We start from the raw sequence: 22,274 nt of genomic DNA, 5'->3' as shown, positions 1-22,274 counted from the left end.
TCGCTTGCAGGCTTGCAGCCGTCTTTGGCGCGCACGTCGCTGGACGCGAACGTGCGCGGCTATCAGGCCGAGGTACCCAGCAACATCAACGCAATATCAACGTTCTGAGCGTGCATGTCGGCAACCATTCGGTGAGACTGACGCTTTGATTGCTCGCTTGCAGTCATGATCGGCCACAGACCTTCAAAGAGCCCGCACACCGCGGGCTCTTTCTTATGCGCTTACCCCCGGACGAACGCCAGCAGATCTGCATTCAGCACGTCCGCGTTCACGGTCAACATGCCGTGCGGGAAACCCGGATACGTTTTGAGCGTGCCGTTCTTCAGCAGCTTGACCGACTTCAGCGCCGAGTCCGCAATCGGCACAATCTGATCGTCTTCGCCATGCAGCACGAGCGTCGGCACGCCAATCGCACGAAGATCCTCTGTCTGGTCCGTTTCCGAAAACGCCTTGATGCCTTCGTAGTGCGCCTTCGCACTGCCCATCATGCCCTGGCGCCACCAGTTCTGGATCACGCCCTGATACACCGTTGCGCCCGGCCGGTTGAAACCGTAGAACGGGCCAGCCGGAACGTCGACGAAAAACTGCGCGCGATTGTCCGCTAGCGCTTTGCGAAAGCCGTCGAAAACCTCTAGCGGCAGACCTTCGGGATTCGCCTCGGTCTTGAGCATGAGCGGCGGCACGGCGCTCACCAGCACCGCCTTCGCGACGCGGCCGGCAGGTTCACCGTGCTTTGCCACATAACGCGCCACCTCGCCGCCGCCCGTCGAATGGCCGATGTGCACGGCGTTGCGCAGATCCAGCGCCTCAGCGACCGCAAACGCGTCGGCCGCGTAGTGGTCCATGTCGTGTCCGTCCGATACCTGCGACGAGCGGCCGTGGCCGCGCCGGTCGTGCGCGATCACGCGATAACCGTTCTGCACGAAGAACAGCATCTGCGCGTCCCAGTCGTCGGAAGACAACGGCCAGCCATGATGGAAGACGATGGGCTGCGCGTCTTTCGGGCCCCAGTCCTTGTAGAAAATCTCGACGTTGTCCTTCGTGGTCACATACGGCATGGTCGTTTCTCCTGTTTCGGGTTGTCGGGCATGGCCGGGTACATGATCCGGCGCCAATGTTACGAAAGCCACCGCGGCGGCTGCAAACGCTCAAAAGCAACTGCGAAAACGCTGAATGAAGAATACGGAGGTGCTGCGCTTTAGGGAAGAGCGCCGTTTGGGAACCATCGTTGCCCATTCGCCATCAATCGCCCTCCGCCGTTGATCCTGCGTCGCAATTTTTTGCGACATTTCTCTTCTTCGATTGCGAAATTTCCCGGTTTTTCCCGAATACCACACGGGCACCATGCTCGGTCCATTCTGGGAGCCGTGTGATGAGACTTTTCAAGATCGCGATGTTGGCCGCGAGCCTGTTGCCGCTGTTGCCGCTGTCGTCCTATGCGGCGCTAGGCGGCGCGCCGACCGCGGCCGCTTTTGCGCCGCTCATGCTGCGCGCCGCCGCCGTGCAGTCAGGTTCCGGCGTGGCCGCTGCTGCGGCGCCCGCCGCCGCGAACCAGCCTGCCAGCGCGGCTGCCGGCACCGCGCCTTACTCGGTACGCGAGTCCGTGGACTCGAACGGCGTCACCGTCCGCGAATACGTACTGCCTTCCAACGTCGTATTCGCCGTCGCGTGGGCGGGACCGGTTCGCCCGAACATGCGCACTCTGCTTGGCAGCTACTTCGGCAATTACGTGGCGGCCGGGCAATCCGGCGTGCACGGCTCGGGACCGCTGGTCGAAGGCAACGGCGAATTCCGCATCGAGTCCACAGGCCGCCTCGGCAACTTTTCCGGCATGGCATGGCTGCCGCGTCTAGTGCCTGCAGGCGTGCGTCCCGGCGACCTCGACTAAACCGGCGCTCAGCGCGAAGAGAACAGCTATGAACACATTGAAGAAGACGCTTTCGCTCGTGGCCGCCGTCGCGGTCTTTACATTGTCCGCGTGCGGCGGCGGCGGAAACGGCAATCAGGGCAGCAATTCAGCCAACTGGAACGCCACGCCGGACTGGACGCCACACGGCTCGGGGACGTCGGACAATGCGTCGCTGCCCAATACCGGCGACAACACGGTGCAAATCACCGTGGACAATTCGCCTGGCAGCGTCAACGTGCTGAAGGCATCCATCAAGGTCTGCGTGCCCGGTACGCAGGCCGCGCCGCAGTGCGTGACCGTGGACAACATGCTGGTCGACACCGGTTCCACCGGCGTGCGTATCGCTGCGCGCGCCATCCCCACGCTCGCGCCGTTGCTGCTGACGCAGGTCGGCGCGGTCGACGACACGACCGGCGCCGCACCCATTGCCGAGTGCATGCCGTTTGCGGCGGGCTATACATGGGGCTCGGTCAAGCGCGCGGACATCACGATCGGCAGCAAGACCGCGAGCAACCTTCCCATCCAGGTTTATTCCGACGGTATCTATCCGACACCCGACGACTGCTCGAACTACGGCGCCGACATGGGCGGCAGCGGCTTTGCGGGCGTGAACGGCATTCTCGGCATCGACAATTTCGCCACCGATTCTGCCGACGCGGTAACCACCGCGATCCCCGGCAACTACTACTATTGCCCGTCGCAGAACTCGTGCGTCAGCACCCGCATGCTGGCGAGCAAGGAGGTGAAGAATCCGGTCGTTGCGTTCGCCACGGACAACAACGGCGCGATCATCCGCCTGCCCGCCGTGCCGGCCGGCGGCCAGGCGAGTGTGACAGGGCAACTGGTGTTCGGCATCGGCACGCAGCAGAACAATGTAATGCCGTCGGGTCTCAATGTTCTTGCCGTCGACAAATACGGCAATTTCACGACGCAGTACAAAGGCCAGGTCTACACGCACAGCGCAATCGACAGCGGCACGAATGCGTACGCCTTTCCGGACGACACGATCCCCGCCACGCCGGACAACTGGTACACGCCCGCCGCGCCGCTCAGTCTGAGCGCAATTATGGAGTCCACCAACGGCGCGGGCACGCCGGTCAACATGCCGTTTTCCGTCGGCAACGCGCTTGCCTTGCGCTCAGCGGGCAGCTATGCGCTCAATAATGCCGGCTCGTACTTCGCGAATCGCAAGATCAGCATGTTCCTGTGGGGACTGCCGTTTTTCTATGGACGGGATGTGTACACGGCCATCGGCAACGTGAAGATCGGCACTCAGAGCGGACCGTTCGTCGCGTTCTAGGCATCTGCCGCGACACCAGAGGCGCGCTTGTACCCGCGCCTCCTTCGTCCATTTCCGCGAACACATTCAGCCTTGTCCGCATATTCCGGTATGGCTGCGCTGGCAACATGCTCCGACCTTTTTGCCGGAGCATTCCAATGAAGTTTCTAAAGGCGGCGCCCGTCGCCGCGCTCATTTTGCCGCTGGCTTCTTATGCGGCGTTGGGCGGCGCGCCAAACACCGGTGCGCCGTCGCAAGCGTCGCTGCGCTCGGCGGCAGTGGCCGTACCCAACAGTTCGGCATCCTACAGACTGCATGAAACACGCGACGCAAGCGGTGTCACGGTTCGCGAATACACGCTTCCCAGTAACGTCGTGTTTGCCGTCGCCTGGCAGGGGCCGGTGCGCCCCGATATGAACGCGCTACTCGGCAACTATTTTCATCGCGCGGCGTCGGCGGGGGCGGGTAAGCCACGCGGCACCGGTCCGTCCATCGAGCGCAGCGACGACTTTCAGATCGAGTCGATGGGCCGGCCCGGCAACTTTTTCGGCAAGGCCATCCTGCCGCGGCTTCTGCCCGCGAATGTCCGCGCCGAAGACATCCGGTGACGGCATACGTGGCACACGTTCAATCACGAACAACAAAAATGAATACTTTCAGCAAGACAATCTGCTTCGCTTTGCTTACTGCTACCGTCGGGCTGGCCGGTTGCGGTGGTGGCGGCGGCGACGACGCGGACGGTACGAACGCCGCTACGCAGAACAACAGTAAAACGGATTCTTCGGCTCCGGCTTCCGGGGCTTCGGCGAGCTCGAGCCCGACGCCCGCTTCCGCTACTAGTCCTACACCGGCTCCGACTCCGGCTCCGGCTCCGGCTCCTGCTCCGGCTCCGGCTCCGGCTCCTGCTCCTGCTCCTGCTCCTGCTCCTGCTCCTGCTCCTGCTCCTGCTCCTGCTCCTGCTCCTGCTCCTGCTCCGACTCCGACTCCGACTCCGACTCCAGCCCCAGCCCCGGCCCCAGCACCAACGCCAACACCGGCTCAAAACACCGCCCCCATCACAGTAGAACGATGGACAGGCGGCTACGCCAACACGCCCTATGTCACCGTGAAGATCTGCATTCCGGGCGTGCAAGGCACGAACCAATGCGCGACCATCGATCACATGTTGCTCGACACAGGCTCCGCAGGCGTGCGTGTGCTGGCAAGTGCGCTCGGCTCCGCGCTCGCAGGCAGCCTGCCGGCGCAGACAGGCGCCACAGACGACCCCACGCATGACGCGCCCATCTCCCAATGCGCGATCTTCGCGTCGGGTTACACATGGGGTTCGGTCAAGCGCGCGGACGTGACCATCGGCACCAAGCTGGCCGGCAATTTGCCGGTGCAGGTCATCAGCGACGGTGCGAATCCCACGCCAACGGATTGTGCGTCGCGCGGCATCGTCGACATCGGCAACGTGACGCAGCTCGGCGCGAACGGTGTGATCGGCATTGGCTCAGCGGTGCGCGACTTTCCACTCGCCGCGCAGTTCGTGCTGCCGGCAGCCTACTATTACTGTCCGTCCACGGGGCCGTGTACCAACACGCGCGTGCCGCTGGATACGCAGATCATGAATCCGGTAGCGGACTTCACGACCGATAACAACGGCACCGTGATTCGTTTGCCCTCGCTGCAGCCGGGTGGTCAGGCAAGCGCGACGGGCGAACTCGTGTTCGGCATCGGAACGCAGCAGAACAACGCGCTACCTTCTACCGCCAACATCATCGCGCTCGACGGCAACGGCTTTTTCACGACCACGTACAAGGGCGGCACGTTCGGCAGCGGCGCTATCGACAGCGGCTCGAACACCACCATCTTCGGCGACACGGCCATTCCGTTCGACGCATGGGGCCGCTATACACCCGCAACTACGTTGAGCCTTTCGGCGCTCCTCAAGTCAACGAGCGGCGCGGGTAGCGCAGCAACCGTGCCCTTCCAGGTGGCCAATACCGCGAACCTCCTCTCGGGTACCTATGCTGCCTTCGACAACGTCGCGTCGTACACGTCGGTCTCGGGGTACTTCATCTGGGGCTTGCCGTTCTTCTTCGGCCGTAGTGTGTACACCGCGCTGAACGGCTCGCAAGCAGGAGCGCAAAGCGGGCCGTTCATCGCCTTCTGACACAGACGCGAGCAACGCTTCACAAAATAGGCCGGCGTAACGCGACGCCGGCCTCGCACCGCGGCGCTTCTGCCTCGACGTTCATGCGTCAGCGTTCACACCTCTGCGCGCAAACCCCTGCGTTCAAACCTCAGCGTCCAAACCTCAGCGCCCAAACCTTAGCGCCCAAACCTTAGCGTTCACACGTCAGCGTTCACACTCATCGATCCACCTCAACGCTGATACCTCAACGCCCACACCTCCGCGTTCACACCTCAGCATTCACACCTCCATCGTCCTCTTCGACGCTTCCGCCGCCCCACGGGTCGATCACGCAGACATCCCCGGCCATGCACAAAGCCGCTGCGCGCGTGCACCGTCAACGCCCGCTCCTGTTTTCTCACGCCTCGTCGCGGCGCGCGCCGCACCTGAACGAGGCGCATCCCATCTCCATGCACCAGCTTTGTACGCCACCGCGCATAGGCTCGCGCGTGTCCGGCCGCGCCACAGCGCGCAAGTCAGCGCGAATGCGCGCAGATCATCAACATGGCATATGCCTTGCAGTACACGAGCGGCAAGTCATGCGGGGCAAGCCCTGCGGCTGAGATCGACGCCCATAAACATTCATCATCAATGGCAAGGGGATATACATGAAACGTCGCAGTCTGTTGAAGTTCGGCTCCATGTCTGGCGCGCTCGCGCTCGCAGGTCGCGCGCCGTTTGCGCATGCGCAGTCCGCGAGCGGTCCCATCAAGGTCGGCATTCTGCATTCGCTGTCGGGCACGATGGCCATCTCCGAGACATCGCTGAAAGACACCGCCCTCATGACGATCGCGGACATCAACAAGAACGGCGGGGTGATGGGCCGTCAGATTCAGCCGGTCGTGGTCGACCCGGCGTCGAACTGGCCGCTCTTCGCCGAAAAGGCGCGTCAACTGATCACGCAGGAAAAGTGCGCCGTGGTTTTCGGCTGCTGGACCTCTGTGTCGCGCAAGTCGGTGCTGCCGGTGTTCGAGGAACTCAACGGCCTGCTCTTCTACCCGGTGCAGTACGAAGGCGAAGAAATGTCGCGCAACGTGTTCTATACGGGCGCGGCGCCGAACCAGCAGGCAATTCCGGCCACCGAGTATCTGATGAGCGCGGAAGGCGGCGGCGCAAAGCGCTTCTTCCTGCTCGGCACCGACTACGTGTACCCGCGCACGACCAACAAGATCCTGCGCGCGTTCCTGAAGTCGAAGGGCGTGCAGGAGGCCGACATCCAGGAGGTCTACACGCCGTTTGGCCACAGCGACTACCAGACCATCGTCGCCAATATCAAGACGTTCTCCCAAGGCGGCAAGACGGCTGTGATCTCGACGGTGAACGGCGACTCGAACGTGCCGTTCTACAAGGAGCTCGGCAACCAGGGGCTGAAGGCGTCGGACGTGCCCGTGGTGGCCTTTTCGGTCGGCGAGGAAGAACTGCGCGGCATCGACACCAAGCCGCTCGTCGGCAATCTCGCGGCATGGAACTACTTCATGTCGGTGCGCAATCCGGCCAACGAGAAGTTCAAGAAACAATGGGCCGCATGGGTCAAGGATAACAACCTGCCGGGCGGCGCGAAGCGCGTGACCAACGACCCGATGGAAGCGACCTTCGTCGGCATTCACATGTGGAAGCAGGCGGTCGAGAAGGCAAAGAGCACGGACGTCGACAAGGTCCGCGTGGCGATGATCGGCCAGCAGTTCGCGGCGCCTTCGGGCTTCACGCTGCAGATGGACGGCAATCACCATCTGCACAAGCCGGTGATGATCGGCGAAGTTCGCGCGGACGGTCAGTTCAACGTGGTCTGGCGCACCAAGACCGCGGTTCGTGCGCAGCCGTGGAGCCCGTTCATTGCCGGCAACGCGGGCAAGCCGGATGTCGTGAGTTCGATTCCCGCGTTCCTCAAGCGCTCCCGCTCGCGAATCGCGTGACGGTGCGAAGCTGCTTGATGTTGCGTGACATTGCCTGATGACGTGGCGCGCCGCGGCGGCTCGCTTTGCCGCCGGGGCGGCCGCGCCGCTGCCGGGTGCTTCCACGCACCGTCACGCGCCTGAAGGCGCTGCCGCGATGCAGTTCGGCGATTTGGCGGCTCGGCGATTTGGCGGCTCGGCGATTTGGCGGCTCGGCAGCGCGGCAGCTCGGCAGCTCGGCAGCTCGGCAACCCGGCAACCCGGCAGATCGGCAACCCGGCAGATCGGAAACCCGGCAGCTCGGAAACCCGGCAGCTCGGCAGCTCGGCAGCTCGGCAGCTCGGCAACCCAGCGGCCAAACGAGCCGGCACGTCACCACAAAGCACGGCGCGCACCAGCATGCAATCAGCCGTCGCGCACGGCCCCTCGCGCGACGCGCCGTCAGTCATTCTTCAAAGGCCATCATGGCGTTTTCAATTCTCACTTCTGCACGGCGAATCGCGCGACGCAGCGCAAGCAGCGCGGCGCTTGTGCTGCTCGCGTTCGGCGGGCTCGCACCCCATAGCGCATTCGCCCTGAGCGCGGCCGATGTTGCGCCGCTCGCCGGCGACGACTTCGACGCGAAGTCCGCCGCCATCGACAAGCTCATCGCCCATCACGACAAGGAGTCGCTAACGGTGCTGAAGGCACTGTCCGAAGACGGCGTGCTCGCCACCGACTCCGGCGCGGTTCTACTGCAGGACGGCGACACCACGCGCGACGCCGTCACCGGCAAGACGGTCGAAGCCGGCGACGCGCAACCGGTCACACTGAACAATCTGCTGCGCGCGAAAGTTGCGGGCGCGCTCTCGGGCCTGCAACTCGACTCGCCGGACAAGACGACACGCGCACAAGCCATCGACGCGCTGCTGAAGAACCCCGACGCCTCGATGAAGCCGCTCATCGACACGGCCCGCGCGAAGGAAACCGACCCCGCGCTGAAAAAGCGCCTCGACACGCTGTGGGCGATGACCGCATTGCACGACGCCGACGCCGCGAAGCGACTCGAGGCCGTGCAGCTCGTCGCCGCACGGCACGACCTCGAAATGAACGAGCTGCTGCGCCCGCTCGTCGCGAAGAAAGCGGACGGCAGCTTCGCCGAAAGCGACGCGCGCGTGCGCGCCGCGGCGCAAAGCGGCATCGACGAACTCGATGCGATCCGCCGCCGCAGCGAAATCGCCGGCACGCTGTTCGCCGGTCTGTCGCTGGGCAGCGTGCTGCTGCTCGCGGCGCTCGGCCTTGCCATCACCTACGGCCTGATCGGCGTCATCAACATGGCGCACGGCGAGTTCCTGATGATCGGCGCGTACGCCACTTATGTCGTGCAGAACCTCTTTCAGCGCATGGCGCCGGGCGCCGTGGACTGGTATCCGCTCGTCGCCGTACCTGCGTCGTTCGCGGCGGCCGCGCTGGTGGGCATCGTCATCGAGCGGCTGGTGCTCAAGCATCTGTATGGCCGCCCGCTCGAAACGCTGCTCACCACGTTCGGCATCAGCCTGATCCTGATTCAGGCAACGCGCATGCTGTTCGGCGCGCAGAACGTGCAGGTGGTCAACCCTTCGTGGATGAGCGGCGGCGTGACCGTGCTGCCGGGCCTGATTCTCCCGTACAACCGGCTTGCGATCCTGGCGTTTGCGCTGATCGTGGTCGGCATTGCGTGGGCCGTGCTGACAAAAACGCGCCTTGGTCTCTTCGTGCGCGCCGTCACGCAGAACCGGCGCATGGCGGCGTGCGTCGGCGTGAAAACCGCGCGGGTGGACTCGTACGCGTTTGCTTTCGGCGCGGGCATCGCGGGTCTCGGCGGCTGCGCGCTCTCGCAGATCGGCAACGTCGGCCCCGACCTCGGGCAAAGCTACATCATCGATTCGTTCATGGCCGTCGTGCTGGGCGGCGTCGGACAACTGGCGGGCACGGTGATCGGCGGCTTCGGCCTCGGGCTCGTCAGCAAGGCGATCGAACCGTTCTGGGGCGCGGTGCTCGCGAAGATCGCGGTGCTCGTGCTGATCGTGTTGTTCATCCAGAAGCGTCCGCAGGGCATGTTCGCCCTCAAGGGCCGTAGCGCGGAGGCATGACATGACGTCTGCAACTTCTCCCTCGACCGCACAGAGCCACCTGGGCGCACACGGCGCCACGGTTGGCGGCCGCGACGCGCAGACCGGTTTCGCACTCGGCTTGCCGCCGCGTCCCGCGCTTCTGTCGCGGCGCGCGTGGCTCGCGCTGATCGTATTGATCGCCGTGGTCGGGCTCGGCGTGCCGTTCGCCACGCTCGTGGTGCCGCAAACCAGTCCCCTGCACCTCTCCGCTTACGCGACGACGCTTGCCGGCAAGTTCATGTGCTATGCGATTGCCGCGCTCGCGCTCGATCTCGTGTGGGGCTACTGCGGCATTCTGAGCCTCGGCCATGCGCTCTTCTTCGCGCTCGGCGGCTACGCGATCGGCATGTACCTGATGCGTGCCATCGGTCACGACGGCAAGTACGGCAGCGATCTGCCCGACTTCATGGTGTTTCTCGACTGGCACCAACTGCCCTGGTACTGGCAAGGCACGCAGCATCTCGGCTACGCGCTCATGCTCGTGGTGCTGGTGCCGGCCGTGGTCGCGTGGGTGTTCGGCTTTTTCACGTTCCGCTCGCGCGTGAAAGGCGTGTATCTGTCGATCATCACGCAGGCCATGACGTTTGCCGCCATGCTGCTGTTCTACCGTAACGAGACGGGCTTCGGCGGCAATAACGGCTTTACGGACTTCAAGCGCATCGGCGGCTTTCCGATCACGCATGCGGGCACGCGCACCGCGCTGCTGCTCATTACGTTCGCCGTGCTGATCGCCGCGTTCATCGGCGCGCGGGCAATCGTCACGTCGAAGCTCGGCCGCGTCGTCACCGCCGTGCGCGACGGCGAAACCCGCCTGATGTTCCTCGGCTACAGTCCGCTCGCCTACAAGCTTTTTGTGTGGACCCTGTCAGCGGTGCTGTGCGGCATTGCCGGCGCGTTGTATGTGCCGCAGGTCGGCATCATCAATCCGGGCGAGATGTCGCCTGGCAATTCAATCGAAATGGCGATCTGGGTGGCCGTGGGCGGTCGCGGCACGCTGATCGGGCCGATTGTCGGCGCCTTCGCGGTCAACGGCGCGAAAAGCTTTTTCACCGCGAACTTTCCCGAATACTGGCTGTTCTTCCTCGGTCTGATTTTCGTGCTGGTTCCGCTTTTCCTGCCGAACGGCATCATGGGAATCGTGGATCTCGCCAAGCGCAAGAGGAACCGCTCATGAACGAAAACCCGATGGTTCCCGACCTCGACCTGCCCGAACAACCTTCGCAACATGCGCTGAGCGGCGTCGCCAGCATGGGGCACGCGGTCGTGCCGGGGCAGATCGACGTGTCGCACGGCACGATCCTCTATCTCGAAGACGTGACCGTGAGCTTCGACGGCTTTCGCGCGTTGAACGCACTGACGCTTTCCATCGACGCCGGCGAACTGCGTTGCATCATCGGCCCGAACGGCGCGGGCAAGACGACCATGATGGACGTGATTACCGGCAAGACCGAGCCCGATTCGGGCAAGGTGTTTCTCGGCCAGTCAATCGACCTGACGCGAATGAACGAGCCGTCCATTGCGCGCGCCGGCATTGGACGCAAGTTTCAGAAGCCGACCGTTTTCGAGCAGCATCCCGTGTGGGAAAACCTCGAACTCGCGATGAAGACCGACAAGGGATGGCTCGCCTCGTTGCGGGCGCGGCTCGACCGCGCGGCGCAAGCGCGCATTGAAGAGACGCTCGTGCTGATCGGTCTGGAAAGCGAAGCGCGCCGTCTTGCAGGCGAGCTTTCGCATGGACAGAAACAGCGGCTCGAGATCGGCATGTTGCTGATGCAACAGCCCGCGCTGCTGCTGCTCGACGAACCGGCGGCCGGCATGACCGACGACGAAACAATGCAACTGGCCGACCTGCTCAATCACCTGCGCGGCACCTGCTCGATGATGGTGGTCGAACACGACATGGAATTCGTCGCGGCGCTGTCCGGTGCAAGCGGCAAAGTCACGGTCATGGCCGAAGGACGCGTGCTCGCGCACGGCACGCTCGACGAGGTGAAGCGCGACGAGACGGTGATCGAATCGTATCTCGGCCGCTGAGCGGGCGGGCGAATGCAAAGGTCTAAGAGGTCGGGAGGATCGAAACAAGATGCTGGAAGTCGAAAATCTGAATCAGTACTACGGCGGCAGCCACATTCTTCGCGATGTGAAGCTCACGGTGCCGGACGGCAAGCTCACGGTTCTGCTCGGCCGCAACGGCGTGGGCAAGACCACGCTGCTGCGTTGCCTGATGGGCGTCGTGCAGACGAAAAGCGGCTCCATCGCGTGGCGCGGCGCACCGATCACGAAGCTGCCCACCTATTCGCGTGTCGAGAAAGGACTCGCCTATGTGCCCCAGGGGCGCGATATTTTTCCGCGCCTCACCGTGGAAGAAAATCTGCTGGTGGGCGCGGCCAGCAAGAAAGCGCCGAAAAAGGTTCCCGAGCGCATCTATGAGTTGTTTCCCGTGCTCAAGGACATGCGCGGGCGCCGTGGCGGCGATCTGTCGGGCGGTCAGCAACAACAGCTCGCGATCGGCCGCGCGTTGATGAGCGATCCGCAACTGCTGATTCTGGATGAGCCCACCGAAGGCATACAGCCGTCCATCATCCAGGACATTGGCCGCACGCTGCGCCAACTGGTCGAGGAAATGGGCATGACCGTGCTGCTCGTCGAGCAGTATTACGACTTCGCGAAGGACATTGCCGACCGCTATTGGGTGATGAGCCGCGGCGAGATTGTCGCGGGCGGCGAAGGCGTCAATATGGATGCCGACGGCGTGCGCGCGCTGATCGCCGTGTGAGCCGTGCGCGTTGCGAAGGCGTGCTATGCTCGGCGCGTCCTGGCGTCCTGGCGTCCTGGCGTCCTCGCGTCCTGGCGTTCTGGCGTCCTAGGTCAAGCCCCCAACATTCCGGGGCATGGTATCGGCCTGCACGCGCCTCTGGTTGCACTTCCACTTACACGTCGATCGCACGTTCCTTCGCATGTCGCTTCACGAAAATCACGTCACGCTGGCCAATGCGCAAGGGCAAGCACACGCACATGCGCATGCGCAATGGCGCGCGCGGCTCGAGCTCGGCTTCGTCAGGCAGGGCGAGCGGACCACGCTCGCTCATCGGCTTCACGATGGGCCGTTGCGCGTGCAGCGGCCGCTTTATCCCGAAGGCGAATCAATCTGTCACGCGGTGATCGTGCATCCGCCAGGCGGCATTGCAGGCGGCGATGAGCTTTCCATTCACGTCGACGTGGGCGCCGGTGCCCATGCGGTCATCACGACGCCTGGCGCGACCAAGTGGTACAAGTCCAATGGCCGCGCAGCGCGGCAGCAGATCGCCGTGCGCGTCGGCGCACAGGCAAAGCTCGACTGGCTGCCGCAGAACAACATCGTGTTCGATCGGGCGAATGCGACACTCGATTTTTCGCTGACGCTCGCCGAAGGCGCCACCGCAATCGGCTGGGATGCGACGCAGCTTGGCCGTCAAGCGGCCGGCGAGCGGTGGTCGGAGGGCAGCTTGCAAGCGCTCTCGCGTATCGCGCGGACCAGTGGCGAATTGCTGTGGCTGGAACGCGCCCATCTTGCGGCGGACGATCCGCTGCGCGATGCCGCGCAAGGGCTCGGCGGATGTCCCGCGTATGGGACGCTGTGGGCCGTCGGACCCGCCTGCAACGACGCACTCGCCGAAGCGCTGAGCGCACAACTGCCCTTCGACGATTCATTGCGTGCGGCCGCTTCGTGTGTGACCGATGGCGTGCTGCTCGTGCGGGCGGTATCGAGGTCGATGGAGACGTTGCAGCGCGCGTTGACGCAATGCTGGTTGCAGTTGCGCCCCGTTGTGCATAAGGTCGAGGCCGTGCCGTTGAGGATATGGACCACCTAGGTCGGCGGCCCGCTTTCACCGCGTAAGACACGCACGCACCAACCCGGCGCAAAGCCGGGCCCACCCTTGGTGCACGCCGCGCTATTCTTCCTGCCAGCGCCCGCCGCACCACGATGGCACACACCTTGCATTCTCAGCCGCGATGCTGCCGCTCGAAACAGCGCAGCCACCCGCCACCGCTATCGCCACCATCACGCACGCCTACTACAAATGAACCGACCCACGCTTCGCTCCACGCGCCGCACGTTGCTGGCCTCTCTGCTCGTCTCGTCCATTCTCGCGATCACCGCTAATACAGCGCACGCCGACACGCTCGACAACATCGCCAAGGCCGGCGTACTGAAGGTCGCGGTGCCCGAAGACTATCCGCCGTTCGGCTCGGTCGGCCCCGACATGAAGCCGCAGGGCTACGACATCGACACCGCCGCGCTGCTCGCGAAGTCGATGAACGTGAAGCTGGAACTGGTGCCCGTGAATAGCGCGAACCGCATCCCGTATCTGCAAACCAACAAGGTGGATCTGGTGATCTCGTCACTCGGCAAGACGCCGGATCGCGAGAAAGTCATCGACTTCTCGACCGCTTACGCGCCGTATTACCAGGGCGTGTTCGGTCCCGCCGACGTCAAGGTCAGCGGCCCCGCCGATCTCACCGGCAAGACGGTGGGCGCGACGCGCGGCGCGCTCGAGGAACTCGGCCTCTCGCAAATGGCGCCCAACGCCACGATCAAGCGCTTCGAAGACAACAACGCAACCATCGCCGCGTTCCTCTCAGGCCAGGTTCAACTGATCGCCGCGGGCAACATCGTCGCCGCCGCGATCCTCGCGAAGAATCCGCCGCGCCGGCCGGAGCCGAAGTTCGTCATCAAGAACTCGCCGTGCTTCGTCGGCATGAACAAGAACGAACCGCGCCTGCAGCAAAAGGTCAACGCCGCTATCGCGCAGGCGCGGCAGGACGGCACGCTCAACACGATGTCGAAGAAGTGGTTCGGCGCGGCGCTGCCTGCCGACCTGTAAGCACACCGTTAGCCGGGCTTGATAGCGTCACTGTCTGTCCGGCGTTGTGTCCGGCGTTGTGTCCGGCGTTGTGTCCGGCATTGCACGGATCGCATTGGGGATGTGCAACGCCTATCATTGTCGCGACCTGTTCCGTTGGAGCAGGCGCCACCCACCGCACTCATTCGATGAAGCTGACACCTCGCGAGAAGGACAAGCTGCTGATCTTCACCGCCGCGCTGCTTGCCGAACGGCGCCGCGCGCGCGGCCTCAAACTCAACTATCCGGAAGCGGTCGCGTTGATCACGGCGGCGTTGATGGAAGCAGCCCGCGACGGTAAGACCGTCGCCGAGGTCATGCACTACGGCACCACGCTGCTCACCCGCGACGACGTGATGGAAGGCGTGCCCGAGATGATCCCCGACATCCAGGTGGAAGCCACCTTCCCGGACGGCACGAAGCTCGTCACCGTGCATCATCCGATTCCGTGAGCCGCTGAACCTTGATCTCCCCGAATACGAAAGGCACGCCCATGATTCCCGGCGAACTCATCATCGACGAAGGCGAGCACGAGCTCAACGCGGGCCGCGCGACCGTCACGGTCGTCGTGTCGAATACCGGCGACCGGCCGGTGCAGATCGGCTCGCACTATCACTTCTACGAAGTGAACGACGCCCTCGCGTTCGATCGCGAAGCGGCGCGCGGCTTTCGCCTGAACATCGCGGCGGGCACCGCGGTGCGCTTCGAGCCCGGCCAGGAGCGCACGGTCGAGCTGGTCGAACTGGCGGGCGAGCGCATCGTCCACGGCTTCAACGGCAAGGTGATGGGCAAGCTCTGAGGCGCCGCGCGCGCTCTGCTGCCCGACCCGCCCTGCTCAATTCCGGACCCACATCATGACCTTACGCATTGGCCGCCGCGCATACGCGGAAATGTTCGGCCCCACCACCGGCGACCGCGTGCGTCTTGCCGACACCGAGTTGCTGATCGAAGTCGAACGCGACTTCACGACCTACGGCGAAGAAGTCAAATTCGGCGGCGGAAAAGTGATTCGCGACGGCATGGGCCAATCGCAGCGCGTGCATGCCGAGGTTGTCGATACCGTCGTGACAAATGCGGTGATTCTCGACCACTGGGGCATCGTGAAGGCCGACATCGGCATCAAGGACGGCCGCATTGCCGCCATCGGCAAGGCGGGCAACCCCGACATTCAGCCCAACGTGACGATTGCCATCGGCGCGTCCACCGAAGTGATTGCCGGCGAGGGGCTGATCGTGACGGCGGGCGGCATCGACACACACATTCACTTCATCAGCCCGCAGCAGATCGAGGAAGCGCTCGCGAGCGGCGTGACGACCATGCTCGGCGGCGGCACGGGCCCCGCAACGGGCACCAACGCGACCACCTGCACGCCGGGTCCGTGGCATCTCGAGCGCATGCTGCAAGCCGCGGACGGCTACCCGATGAATCTCGGCTTTCTCGGCAAAGGCAACGTGAGCCAGCCGCAGCCGGCGCTCGAACAGATCGCCGCGGGCGCCATCGGCCTGAAGCTGCACGAGGACTGGGGCACGACGCCGGCCGCGATCGACAATTGCCTCTCGGTTGCCGACGACACCGACACGCAGGTCGCGATTCACACCGACACGCTGAACGAAGCGGGTTTCGTGGAAGCGACCGTGGCCGCGTTCAAGGGCCGCACGATCCACACGTATCACACGGAAGGCGCGGGCGGCGGCCACGCGCCGGACATCATCAAGGTCTGCGGCGAAGCGAACGTGCTGCCTTCGTCGACCAATCCGACGCGGCCCTACACCGTCAACACGCTCGACGAGCATCTCGACATGCTGATGGTATGCCACCACCTGGACCCCTCGATTGCGGAAGACATTGCGTTTGCCGAATCGCGGATTCGCCGCGAGACCATTGCGGCCGAAGACATCCTGCACGATCTGGGCGCGCTCTCCATGCTGTCGTCCGATTCGCAGGCAATGGGCCGCGTGGGCGAAGTGATCATCCGCACGTGGCAAACCGCGCACAAGATGAAAGTGCAGCGCGGCGCGCTGCCCGAGGACAACGCGCGGCACGACAACTTCCGTGCAAAGCGCTATGTCGCCAAGTACACGATCAACCCGGCGATCACTCACGGCATTGCGCACGAAGTGGGTTCGATCGAGCCTGGCAAATGGGCGGACCTCGTGTTCTGGGAGCCCGCGTTCTTCGGCATCAAGCCGTCGCTCATCCTGAAGGGCGGCATGATCGCCATGGCGCAGATGGGCGACCCGAATGCGTCGATTCCGACGCCGCAGCCGGTGCATTATCGCGAGATGTTCGCAACGCGCGGCGGCGCTTTAGGGCGCACGTCGCTGACCTTCGTTTCGCAACTCGCCGCCGACGCAGGCGTCGCCGAGCGCTATGGTCTGCAAAAGCGTATCGTGGCTGTGAAGAACTGCCGCAACATCACGAAGGCGGACATGATTCACAACGCGTGGCGCCCGTCGATCAGCGTCGATCCGGAAACGTATCAGGTAATTGCAGACGGCCAATTGCTGACCTGCGAACCGGCCACTGTTCTGCCGATGGCGCAACGCTACTTCCTGTTCTGATCATGCGCACCCTCGACAAGCTGCTTGCCCCTCATCTGAAGCTCGCGCCGGTGCTTCTGAAGCGCGCACCCACGCTGACGCTCGCTTTCGACGAGCGCCGCAAGAGCCGCCTAGCGGCCACGCTCGATAACGGCGAGGAAGTGGCCGTGCTGCTGCCGCGCGGCACCGTGCTGCGCGACGGCGATGTGCTGGTCGCCGACGACGGCGGCCTCGTGCGCGTGGTCGCCGCACCCGAAACGGTGCTGGTGGTGCGTGCGAAAGATGCGCTGACGCTGACCCGCGCGGCGTATCACCTCGGCAATCGTCATACGCCGGTGGAAGTCGGCGCGGATTATCTGAAGCTCGAATACGATCCGGTGCTCGCCGACATGCTCGGGCGCATCGGCGCAACGGTCGACCAGCTGTCCATGCCGTTTCAGCCCGAATCCGGCGCGTACGGCGGCGGGCACAAGCACGGGCATGACGAGAGCTTTGCCGAAGATTATGCGCTCGCGCAGCAGGTGTTCGGCGAGCATCATGGGTCAGGTCATGCGCACGGTCATGAGCATGGTCACGAACATGGTCACGATCACGGTCATCAACATGTTCATGGCCATACGCACGAACACGGCCACGAACACGACCACGAAGGCCACACGCACGATCACGCGCACGACCACGCCCACAAAGGCCACACGCACGACGAATCCTGCGGCCACGGCCACCCTCATCACCATGCGCATCGCTGAACTCACGGCGCTGTTGCATCTCGCGTCGCCGGCGCTGCCCATCGGCGCGTTCAGTTATTCGCAGGGACTGGAAGCGGCGATCGAAGCGCAACTCATCACCGACGCGGACTCAGCGCGCGCCTGGATCGCAAGCGGCCTCACCGACGTGCTGGCGCACGGCGAGCTGCCGTTCCTCGCGCATCAGATAGAACGCTGGCGCACTCACGACGCAGCCGGTCTCGCGCAAGCCAACAGCGAATTTCTCGCGAGCCGAGAGTCCGCCGAGTTGCGCCGCGAAACCGCGCAGATGGGCTGGTCGCTGCGGCAGTTGTGCGTCTCGCTCGAATGGGGCGATGCGGCGCGGCGCACGACACTCGCCTCCATCTCGCCGCTCGCCCAACCTACGGCGTTCGCCTTCGCAGCCTATGCGCATGACGCCCCCGTGGGCGCCGCGCTCGCCGCCTACGCGTTCAGCTGGGTCGAAAACCAGGCCGCCGCCGCATTGAAGGCGGTGCCGCTCGGGCAGCTCGCGGGGCAACGCATTATCGTCGCATTGCGCGGGCCCATCGAGGCGGCGGTGACACGCGCGCTCGCCACGTCGCCGGAAAACATCAACACCTTCGCGCCGCAACTCGGCATTCTGTCGGCGCGCCACGAGTCGCAGTATTCGCGGCTCTTTCGCTCATAAAACGATCCATCATGAACGCACCTCAACATACCGCCCTCTCGTCCGTTCGCACGAAGAAGCTGCCGCCGCTGCGCGTGGGCGTCGGCGGCCCGGTGGGCTCGGGCAAGACCACGTTGCTCGAAATGCTCTGCAAGGCGATGCGCGAACAGTACGACCTGGTCGCGATCACGAACGACATCTATACGAAAGAAGACCAGCGGCTGCTGACGGTCGCGGGCGCGCTGCCGGCGGAGCGGATCATGGGCGTCGAGACGGGCGGCTGCCCGCACACGGCGATTCGCGAAGATGCGTCGATCAACCTGGAAGCCGTGGACCGCATGCTCACGCGTTTTCCGGACGCGGACATCGTCTTCATAGAATCGGGCGGCGACAACCTTGCCGCCACGTTCAGCCCCGAACTGTCGGACCTGACCATCTATGTGATCGACGTGGCGGGCGGCGAGAAGATTCCGCGCAAGGGCGGCCCTGGCATTACGAAGTCGGATCTGCTCGTGATCAACAAGACCGATCTCGCGCCGCTGGTGGGTGCAAATCTCGACGTGATGGCGTCCGACGCGAAGAAGATGCGCGGCGAGCGGCCTTTTGTAATGTGCAATCTGAAGGCGCTCGACGGATTGGACGAGGTGGTGCGGTTTATCGAACGAAAGGGCTTGTTGAAGGTTTGACGGCGCGCCGCTGCAGCGCCGCCGTTTTAGCGCCGCCGCCCGTCATTCCGGCAACAACGCCATCAACACATCCACAGTGCGCGCAGTTGCGCCGCGATGCCGCGCCGCGAAGGCCGACGCCGCTCCGCCCATCGCAAGGCGCCGCGCCTTGTCGTTGAAGAGCTCGCGCAGCGCGCGCCCAAGGTCGGCCGGGTCTTGCACCTGCACTGCCGCGCCGGCGGCGACCGCATCGGCAGTGGCCTGCGTGAAGTTGAACACGTGCGGCCCGATCAGCACGGGCACGCCGACCGCGCACGCCTCGATCAGGTTTTGCCCGCCGAGCGGCAGCAGACTGCCGCCTATGAACGCGAGATCCGACGCAGCGTAATAAGCGCCCAGTTCGCCCATCGAATCGCCGAGCAGCACATTCACGTCCGCAGGCATTGCCGGCACGCCGCCGCTCGCAGCCGCGGCCGCCGACGCCACCTTCGCATCGGGCGCCCAGGCGGAGCGCCGCACGAGCCGCAAGCCTGCTTTTTCGACCAGCCCCGCCACTTCGGTAAAACGCTGCGGATGGCGCGGCACGAGAATCAGCAGCGCGCCCTCGACCCCAAGCGCGGCAAACGCCTGCAGCACGAGTTCCTCTTCGCCTTCGCGTGTGCTCGCGGCGACCCACACGGGCCGCGTGCCGATCGCCGCGCGCCACGCATGACCGCGCGCCGCCAGTTCGGGCGGCGTGCTCATATCGAACTTCAGATTGCCGAGCACCGCGACATTGCGCGCGCCGAGCGCCGTCAGCCGCTCGGCGTCGGCAGGACTTTGCGCGAGCACGCGTGCAAAGCCGCCGAACACGTCTTTCGTCGCGCCGCCGAACTTCGCCGCGCGCTTATACGAGCGCGCCGACATGCGGGCATTGGTCAGCACCAGTTGCACGTCCGCCCGGCGGCATTCGTCGATCAGCGTGGGCCATACCTCGGTTTCCATGACGAGACCAAGCGACGGCCGCCACGCGCGCAAGAAACGCCGCACCGCGCGCGGCATGTCGTACGGCAGATAGCTGCGCAACACGCGGTCGCCGAAAATCTGTTCGCCGGTCGCGCGGCCGCTCGGCGTCATGTGAGTAAGCAGAATGCGCGCGTCGGGACGCGCCTTCATCAGCGCTTCGATCAGCGGCTGCGCGGCGCGCGTCTCGCCGACCGACACCGCATGCACCCAGATGAGCGGCGCGTTGTCCTCGGGCAGGCGTCCGCGCGCATAACCAAAGCGCTCGCCGATATGCTCGCGATAACCGCGCTCCTTACGCGAGCGGATCAGCAAACGCAGCACCGCGGCGGGCGCGATAAGCCACCACAGCGCGTTATAGATCGCCCTCAGCACGGCGGCTGCGCAACTACGAGCGCGCGAGAAGCGGGCAGCAGAGCCCGTCTGTTCAGATTGAGCGCGGCGCTCAAACCAGCGCCCTGCCCTTGAGGCGTTCGAGTATGCCGAGCGGCGCGCACTCGGGCTGCGCCATCGCCTTGACCGGCAGGAAGAAGGTCTGTTCGAGCATAAACTGACCGGACATTACCGCGTGCGAAGTCTGGTCGGAGAAACACACCCACACGCTGCCCGGCGGAAACGGCATGGTCTCCTGCGGGCTCGTCTTCTGATAGTCGAGGTCCGCCTTCATGCCGTCGTGCAGATTGAGCATCAAATGGTCGTATTCGCTGCGCGGCGACTTGGTCACGTGCAGCAGATTCAGCAGCCATGCGGAGCCTGGCACCTGCGGCTTGATGCGCGGCAGGAAGCGCTTTGCCATGTCCTCGAAAGGTTCGCCCACGCGCCACACGCGCGGCACGCCATGCGGATTGACGTTGGTGAACACGCGCAGAATGCGTTCGCCATAATTCGGTCGCGACGGAAAGGCGTCGACGTGCAGGCGGCTATCGTCCTTGCGCCAGGAGGTCTGGCGCGTTTCCACCTGATGCAAGCGCAGGCTCGTAGGCGCCACGCGCAGCTTGCCGTTGTATTCGGGAAAGAGCCCGTCGACCAGCGTGCGCGCATTGGCCTGATAACGCGCGATCAACGCACGCACCGCGGACTGCGTGACGGCGTCGCCGACCACGCCATGCAGCGCGCCGCCGTTCGGCTCGAGGCTGATGTTCTTGCGGTTCGGATCGGCGAGCGCCGGATCGAGCAGCGCCTGCTCGCCGCCTTCAATGGCGAAGCGCAGGTTCGGAAAATACAGCACCTTGCCGCGTTCGACGCCCGCGAGCAGCATCTCGCGCGGCACGGACAGATTGCGCCCGTGCCAGTCGGCGTTCGCGACTTCGATAATCTGGGTTTCGTTCATGATCGCCCTTGAAAACGGATGATGCGTAAGGCGAAGCGCGCCGGACGAATTACAGCAGGCCGAAGCCGGCAAGCGCGGACTTCACTTGTTGCAGCGTGGGCGCCTGCCCTGCCGTGCCGAGATTGACGACGTTCGGCGACCAGTACCCGCCGGTACGCCACGCGGTGGCGAAATTGTACAACTCGACCGTTGGCCGCTTCAGCGCCGCCGCGATGTGCACTAGACCTGTGTCAACGCCGACCGTCGCAGCCGCGCCTTCTATCAGACCAACCACCGCGGGCAACGACAATTTGGGCGGCACGATGGCGGCCGCGCCGAATTCCTTCGCAAGGCGTTCGCTCGTCGCGCGTTCGGACTCGCTGCCCCATGGCAGAACGATCGACGCGCCACGCCGCACCAGCGACTGCCCCAGTTCGATCCACGCGGTATCGGGCCATTGCTTGTCGGCGCGCGAGGTCGCGTGGACGAACACCACGTAAGGCACAGGAAGGTTCAGATTGGCCGACGACAACGCCAGCGCGGCGCGCGTCGTGTCGATGCCGAAGTCGATCTCGTCGCCCGGCTGCGGCTGCGGATCGTTCAGCGCCGCGGCCACCAGTTGCCGCGTGCGCTCGACCACATGGGTGCGCGGCTCGATCGGCACGCGCCTGTCGTAGAAGAAACGCACCGGCCATTCGAAGCCCGCGCCGTCCGTGCGATTCGCAAGGCCGACGAGCGGCCCGCGCGCCATTTTCGCGACCCACGCGGTCTTGATGAGCCCCTGGCAGTCGATGACGAGATCGTAGTGCTCCGCAGCGAGCGCGCGGCGAAATGCACCGATCTCGCGCCAGTTCTCGAGCGAAAGAATGCGCTTGCGCCAGCGCCGCAGCGACACTGGAATGGCACGCCGCACGCCGCTCACCAGTTCGACGAGCCCCACGAAGCTTTCCTCGACGAGCCAGTCGATCTGCGCCTCGGGATGGCGGCGCCGGATGTCGGCGATCACGGGCATGTTGTGAACGACGTCGCCCAGCGACGACACCCTCACGATCAATATCTTTTGCACGCTCAAAAGTGGGAAACCGGATACAC

The 22,274-nt window shown here is 64.5% G+C and carries 21 protein-coding genes and 1 pseudogene; 17 read left to right on the top strand and 5 right to left on the bottom strand.

Annotation, left to right across the window (positions count from 1 at the left end):
• Positions 1 to 221: 221 nt before the first annotated feature.
• On the bottom strand, positions 222 to 1,058 hold the full coding sequence (locus tag F757_RS0103115; RefSeq protein WP_027210124.1) for an alpha/beta fold hydrolase: 837 nt from the start codon (positions 1,056 to 1,058) through the stop codon (positions 222 to 224).
• Between the two features lie 314 nt (positions 1,059 to 1,372).
• Here F757_RS0103115 and F757_RS0103110 point away from each other — a divergent pair, with 314 nt between their 5' ends.
• From F757_RS0103110 to F757_RS0103100, 3 genes are all read left to right on the top strand, one after another.
• On the top strand, positions 1,373 to 1,888 hold the full coding sequence (locus F757_RS0103110) for a DUF2844 domain-containing protein (RefSeq protein WP_027210123.1): 516 nt from the start codon (positions 1,373 to 1,375) through the stop codon (positions 1,886 to 1,888).
• A 28-nt stretch (positions 1,889 to 1,916) separates the two neighbouring features.
• The gene (locus tag F757_RS0103105) at positions 1,917 to 3,209 is read left to right on the top strand and encodes a DUF3443 domain-containing protein (RefSeq protein WP_027210122.1); all 1,293 of its coding nucleotides are present in this window, start codon (positions 1,917 to 1,919) and stop codon (positions 3,207 to 3,209) included.
• Positions 3,210 to 3,346: 137 nt separating this feature from the next.
• Entirely contained in the window at positions 3,347 to 3,796 is a 450-nt protein-coding gene (locus F757_RS0103100; protein WP_027210121.1) for a DUF2844 domain-containing protein, read from the top strand.
• A gap of 234 nt (positions 3,797 to 4,030) precedes the next feature.
• Here F757_RS0103100 and F757_RS36780 read toward each other — a convergent pair whose 3' ends face one another.
• Positions 4,031 to 4,219 carry a hypothetical protein gene (locus F757_RS36780; RefSeq protein ID WP_269658296.1) on the bottom strand — a complete coding sequence of 63 codons (189 nt, stop codon included), beginning with the start codon at positions 4,217 to 4,219 and terminating at the stop codon, positions 4,031 to 4,033.
• A 17-nt stretch (positions 4,220 to 4,236) separates the two neighbouring features.
• Here F757_RS36780 and F757_RS0103090 point away from each other — a divergent pair.
• From F757_RS0103090 to ureG, 14 genes and pseudogenes are all read left to right on the top strand, one after another.
• Positions 4,237 to 5,343: pseudogene (locus F757_RS0103090) on the top strand (DUF3443 domain-containing protein); the annotation flags it as partial.
• A 629-nt stretch (positions 5,344 to 5,972) separates the two neighbouring features.
• Positions 5,973 to 7,277 (top strand): urea ABC transporter substrate-binding protein, encoded by a 1,305-nt coding sequence (gene urtA / locus F757_RS0103085; RefSeq protein ID WP_027210119.1) that lies wholly within the window; start codon positions 5,973 to 5,975, stop codon positions 7,275 to 7,277.
• A 443-nt stretch (positions 7,278 to 7,720) separates the two neighbouring features.
• A complete protein-coding gene (gene urtB, locus F757_RS0103075) occupies positions 7,721 to 9,367 on the top strand; it encodes an urea ABC transporter permease subunit UrtB (protein WP_084530695.1) in 1,647 nt (548 codons plus the stop codon).
• Between the two features lies 1 nt (position 9,368).
• On the top strand, positions 9,369 to 10,562 hold the full coding sequence (urtC, locus tag F757_RS0103070) for an urea ABC transporter permease subunit UrtC (protein ID WP_027210116.1): 1,194 nt from the start codon (positions 9,369 to 9,371) through the stop codon (positions 10,560 to 10,562).
• On the top strand, positions 10,559 to 11,422 hold the full coding sequence (gene urtD / locus F757_RS0103065) for an urea ABC transporter ATP-binding protein UrtD (RefSeq protein ID WP_027210115.1): 864 nt from the start codon (positions 10,559 to 10,561) through the stop codon (positions 11,420 to 11,422). The genes urtC and urtD overlap by 4 nt, the downstream gene beginning before the upstream one ends.
• 49 nt (positions 11,423 to 11,471) lie before the next feature.
• Complete coding sequence (gene urtE, locus F757_RS0103060) at positions 11,472 to 12,164, top strand: urea ABC transporter ATP-binding subunit UrtE (protein WP_027210114.1); 693 nt, start codon at positions 11,472 to 11,474, stop codon at positions 12,162 to 12,164.
• A gap of 181 nt (positions 12,165 to 12,345) precedes the next feature.
• The gene (locus F757_RS0103055; RefSeq protein WP_027210113.1) at positions 12,346 to 13,239 is read left to right on the top strand and encodes an urease accessory protein UreD; all 894 of its coding nucleotides are present in this window, start codon (positions 12,346 to 12,348) and stop codon (positions 13,237 to 13,239) included.
• 210 nt (positions 13,240 to 13,449) lie between these two features.
• Complete coding sequence (locus F757_RS0103050) at positions 13,450 to 14,253, top strand: transporter substrate-binding domain-containing protein (protein ID WP_027210112.1); 804 nt, start codon at positions 13,450 to 13,452, stop codon at positions 14,251 to 14,253.
• A 167-nt stretch (positions 14,254 to 14,420) separates the two neighbouring features.
• Complete coding sequence (locus F757_RS0103045) at positions 14,421 to 14,723, top strand: urease subunit gamma (RefSeq protein ID WP_027210111.1); 303 nt, start codon at positions 14,421 to 14,423, stop codon at positions 14,721 to 14,723.
• A 41-nt stretch (positions 14,724 to 14,764) separates the two neighbouring features.
• The gene (locus F757_RS0103040) at positions 14,765 to 15,070 is read left to right on the top strand and encodes an urease subunit beta (RefSeq protein WP_013338421.1); all 306 of its coding nucleotides are present in this window, start codon (positions 14,765 to 14,767) and stop codon (positions 15,068 to 15,070) included.
• 55 nt (positions 15,071 to 15,125) lie between these two features.
• The gene (ureC, locus tag F757_RS0103035; RefSeq protein WP_027210110.1) at positions 15,126 to 16,832 is read left to right on the top strand and encodes an urease subunit alpha; all 1,707 of its coding nucleotides are present in this window, start codon (positions 15,126 to 15,128) and stop codon (positions 16,830 to 16,832) included.
• A 2-nt stretch (positions 16,833 to 16,834) separates the two neighbouring features.
• The gene (gene ureE, locus F757_RS0103030) at positions 16,835 to 17,560 is read left to right on the top strand and encodes an urease accessory protein UreE (RefSeq protein WP_027210109.1); all 726 of its coding nucleotides are present in this window, start codon (positions 16,835 to 16,837) and stop codon (positions 17,558 to 17,560) included.
• Entirely contained in the window at positions 17,547 to 18,227 is a 681-nt protein-coding gene (locus F757_RS0103025; protein WP_027210108.1) for an urease accessory protein UreF, read from the top strand. Before ureE ends, F757_RS0103025 begins: the two co-directional genes overlap by 14 nt.
• An 11-nt stretch (positions 18,228 to 18,238) precedes the next feature.
• Positions 18,239 to 18,892, top strand: coding sequence for an urease accessory protein UreG (ureG, locus tag F757_RS0103020; protein WP_027210107.1), 654 nt, complete (start codon positions 18,239 to 18,241; stop codon positions 18,890 to 18,892).
• Positions 18,893 to 18,934: 42 nt separating this feature from the next.
• Here ureG and waaA read toward each other — a convergent pair whose 3' ends face one another.
• From waaA to waaC, 3 genes are all read right to left on the bottom strand, one after another.
• A complete protein-coding gene (gene waaA / locus F757_RS0103015; RefSeq protein WP_013338416.1) occupies positions 18,935 to 20,248 on the bottom strand; it encodes a lipid IV(A) 3-deoxy-D-manno-octulosonic acid transferase in 1,314 nt (437 codons plus the stop codon).
• 70 nt (positions 20,249 to 20,318) lie between these two features.
• A complete protein-coding gene (locus tag F757_RS0103010) occupies positions 20,319 to 21,203 on the bottom strand; it encodes a Kdo hydroxylase family protein (RefSeq protein ID WP_013338415.1) in 885 nt (294 codons plus the stop codon).
• 49 nt (positions 21,204 to 21,252) lie between these two features.
• Positions 21,253 to 22,254 (bottom strand): lipopolysaccharide heptosyltransferase I, encoded by a 1,002-nt coding sequence (waaC, locus tag F757_RS0103005; protein ID WP_027210106.1) that lies wholly within the window; start codon positions 22,252 to 22,254, stop codon positions 21,253 to 21,255.
• Between the last annotated feature and the right edge of the window lie 20 nt (positions 22,255 to 22,274).

It is taken from the genome of Burkholderia sp. WSM2232, assembly GCF_000472545.1.
In the GTDB taxonomy this organism is placed as follows: Bacteria; Pseudomonadota; Gammaproteobacteria; order Burkholderiales; family Burkholderiaceae; genus Paraburkholderia.
This window is presented reverse-complemented; position numbering and strand designations above follow the sequence as displayed.

Bases quoted from the DNA above. Each gene is read 5' to 3' on its own strand.
- F757_RS0103115 (WP_027210124.1), bottom strand. From the start codon at position 1,058: ATGCCGTATGTGACCACGAAGGACAACGTCGAGATTTTCTACAAGGAC.
- F757_RS0103110 (WP_027210123.1), top strand. From the start codon at position 1,373: ATGAGACTTTTCAAGATCGCGATGTTGGCCGCGAGCCTGTTGCCGCTG.
- F757_RS0103105 (WP_027210122.1), top strand. From the start codon at position 1,917: ATGAACACATTGAAGAAGACGCTTTCGCTCGTGGCCGCCGTCGCGGTC.
- F757_RS0103100 (WP_027210121.1), top strand. From the start codon at position 3,347: ATGAAGTTTCTAAAGGCGGCGCCCGTCGCCGCGCTCATTTTGCCGCTG.
- urtA (WP_027210119.1), top strand. From the start codon at position 5,973: ATGAAACGTCGCAGTCTGTTGAAGTTCGGCTCCATGTCTGGCGCGCTC.
- urtB (WP_084530695.1), top strand. From the start codon at position 7,721: ATGGCGTTTTCAATTCTCACTTCTGCACGGCGAATCGCGCGACGCAGC.
- urtC (WP_027210116.1), top strand. From the start codon at position 9,369: ATGACGTCTGCAACTTCTCCCTCGACCGCACAGAGCCACCTGGGCGCA.
- urtD (WP_027210115.1), top strand. From the start codon at position 10,559: ATGAACGAAAACCCGATGGTTCCCGACCTCGACCTGCCCGAACAACCT.
- urtE (WP_027210114.1), top strand. From the start codon at position 11,472: ATGCTGGAAGTCGAAAATCTGAATCAGTACTACGGCGGCAGCCACATT.
- F757_RS0103055 (WP_027210113.1), top strand. From the start codon at position 12,346: ATGTCGCTTCACGAAAATCACGTCACGCTGGCCAATGCGCAAGGGCAA.
- F757_RS0103050 (WP_027210112.1), top strand. From the start codon at position 13,450: ATGAACCGACCCACGCTTCGCTCCACGCGCCGCACGTTGCTGGCCTCT.
- F757_RS0103045 (WP_027210111.1), top strand. From the start codon at position 14,421: ATGAAGCTGACACCTCGCGAGAAGGACAAGCTGCTGATCTTCACCGCC.
- F757_RS0103040 (WP_013338421.1), top strand. From the start codon at position 14,765: ATGATTCCCGGCGAACTCATCATCGACGAAGGCGAGCACGAGCTCAAC.
- ureC (WP_027210110.1), top strand. From the start codon at position 15,126: ATGACCTTACGCATTGGCCGCCGCGCATACGCGGAAATGTTCGGCCCC.
- ureE (WP_027210109.1), top strand. From the start codon at position 16,835: ATGCGCACCCTCGACAAGCTGCTTGCCCCTCATCTGAAGCTCGCGCCG.
- F757_RS0103025 (WP_027210108.1), top strand. From the start codon at position 17,547: ATGCGCATCGCTGAACTCACGGCGCTGTTGCATCTCGCGTCGCCGGCG.
- ureG (WP_027210107.1), top strand. From the start codon at position 18,239: ATGAACGCACCTCAACATACCGCCCTCTCGTCCGTTCGCACGAAGAAG.
- F757_RS0103010 (WP_013338415.1), bottom strand. From the start codon at position 21,203: ATGAACGAAACCCAGATTATCGAAGTCGCGAACGCCGACTGGCACGGG.